Below are 2304 nucleotides of genomic sequence, written 5' to 3'. Positions count from 1 at the left end.
TTGTGTTAGCCGTTGTTATCGGCCTGGCCGGGGGAAAAAAGGAAGTGGCCCGCAGCGGCTGTCTGCGGCGAATTTGCTACTTGGTAGTCAGCTCACTATGGGACCGTCAAGGGCGCAGTGGTCCGACACGTTGCCGGGGCCTCATTTACGGGCCTCGGCCGGCGAGCTGACGGGTAAGGACGTGGTGAAGTCACCACGACGACCCGCGTCGGATCGAGTCGGCATCTGCTCGGGCGGGCAGGGAGGCGAACATCTTTACCACGGGCCGTTGACGCCCCATTTCCGCAGGCGACTTTTTGGTCCCCCCTCCAAGGAGCCGAAGTGCTCCGGCAGCCCCATCCACGGCGTCCCGGCGCGGCCCTTGAACGTGGTGGCGTGATCATCGGCAGATGCTCACGCCACCACTCGTGTCCGATCCGGCAGCAGCGGCTCGATGCTTGCACTGGGCGCAAGCCAACGATATATCAAGAAGCGATTAGTTGATCCATAGGGGAACTCCTAACTGTAGGAGCCGATCAGTATTTTAGTCGGGCGGAGTTGGAGTTTCATCACATCGGAACATCAACTGCACGTCTAGTTCGATCTTTATGGTCGGGCCAACTATGGCAATTCCTCGAGCTAACATGTTGTTCCAGTCCAAAGTGTAGTCTTCCCGATGCAATTCAGTTGTGGCCCGTGCGGCGCAGCGCAACTCCTCTCCATACCCGCCATTGAGTGAACCAAGGTACTCCATTTCGAGGTTCACGGTGCGGCTGACGTCTCGAATCGAAAGACTTCCGTTTATAGCCCAGTGTGCATTTCCTCTGCGTTTGAATTGGCTTCCGACAAATTGAATGTGCGGGTATTTTTCACAGTCGAGGAAGTCGGCAGACCGTAGGTGGCGGTCGCGAGTTCTGTTTCCAGTGTCAATACTGGACGCTTCGATAGAGAATTCAACGTGAGAGTTTTCCGGATTGTCTGAAATGTATGCACTGCCGGAGAAATTTGCAAACCGGCCGTGTACGGTACCAATTCCGACGTGGCGCGCGGCGAAGCGAACCCCTGTATGCGGTGGGTCGAAGACCCAAAACCCCTCCCTGGGAGGAGTTATGGGGTCCACGCTTGTCAAATTTGCTTCGACAACGGACCTTTTGCCTACGTCTATTTTTGCAGGGATTGATATAGGCATCATCCCGTCCTTATTGATGGTGATCGAGTAGCCACCGACTGGCAGCCCAGCAGTGAGTGTTCCGAACGGATCCGTCTGTCCTCTCATGACTACTGCCTGGGTATGCTGGGCGGCTATCGTTATATTTGCCGCATCGGCCGGGTGCCCATTGGCGAGACGTACATCAAGGGCAAGCACCCCAGCCGTTAGTGGGACCCTTGTGGGAGCTGTCAGAGCCTCTATTTTCGAGTGCGCTCGCCGTCTAGTTGACGAGAAAAGCCCCATTGCTACTCCAAATGCATTTTTGGTCTACTGTTCGGAAGCGTGGCTGCCTTTGGTAGCCTTTTATTAAAGGTGTAAACTAAATGACAATATTGACCACGGAGGGGGGTATGTCCTATCCTGTGATGGTGCCTTTGTTTCGCTTCAGTGCCGAGATCTAAACACATGTAGCGGTGTGCGGATGTCGCGTTTGGGAGGCACAGGGAAAGCGGTTGCTTGAAGTGTGCGGATGTGGCGGAAGTGGAAAATCTTGCGCGCGGATCACTTGCCCTCGGTGTGTGCACTCTTCGCAAAAAGGAGCCGAGAGTAACCAAAAGCCTACGTTGCGAATAAATGCAGCGTGAGGCTTCACTGAAAGCGCGCGGAATGGCCATTTGGGTGCAGGTCATGAATCATGTTGTGGATTTCAAGTGAATGGCCGCAGGGCGGGTAGCGCCGCTTGCTACGGTCCGGCTGTGCCGGTGGAGTTTCTGACTGATGAGCAAGCCGAGGCGTACGGGAAGTTCGCCGAGGAGCCGACCCGCCCCGAGTTGGAGCGGTTCTTCTTCTTGGACGACGTCGACCGCGATCTGATCGCGCGGCGCCGCTCCGCGCACCACCAGCTTGGTTTCGCGCTCCAGATGTGCACGGTGCGCTACAGGACGATCCGCTCTATGCGCCGTGGCCGGTGGTCGAGCACCTGGCCGCGCAGTTCGACATCGAGGACGCGTCGGTGGTGAAGCGGTATACCGAGCGGCCCAAGACGGCGTACGAGCACGCGTGGGAGATCAGGGACGCCTACGAGTATCGCGAGTGCGACGATGTGGAGTGGTCGCGGGACGTTCCTGCACGGGCAGGCGTGGACGCACGCCGAGGGGCGGTGGCGCTGTTTAGAC

1 protein-coding gene and 1 pseudogene are annotated in these 2304 nt (G+C 57.4%); one reads left to right on the top strand and one right to left on the bottom strand.

The features are described from left to right. Positions 1-523: 523 nt before the first annotated feature. Positions 524-1255, bottom strand: coding sequence for a YceI family protein (locus GA0115242_RS29010; RefSeq protein ID WP_237549369.1), 732 nt, complete (start codon positions 1253-1255; stop codon positions 524-526). A 629-nt stretch (positions 1256-1884) separates the two neighbouring features. On the opposite strand from GA0115242_RS29010, the pseudogene GA0115242_RS41970 reads away from it, so the two are divergent. Continuing rightward, positions 1885-2304 (top strand): annotated as a pseudogene (locus GA0115242_RS41970) (DUF4158 domain-containing protein); the annotation flags it as partial.

Source organism: Streptomyces sp. SolWspMP-5a-2 (assembly GCF_900091845.1).
Classification (GTDB): Bacteria; Actinomycetota; Actinomycetes; order Streptomycetales; family Streptomycetaceae; genus Streptomyces; species Streptomyces doudnae.
Note: the sequence above shows the minus strand (reverse complement) of the source record. Positions and strands in the feature narration are given on the sequence as shown.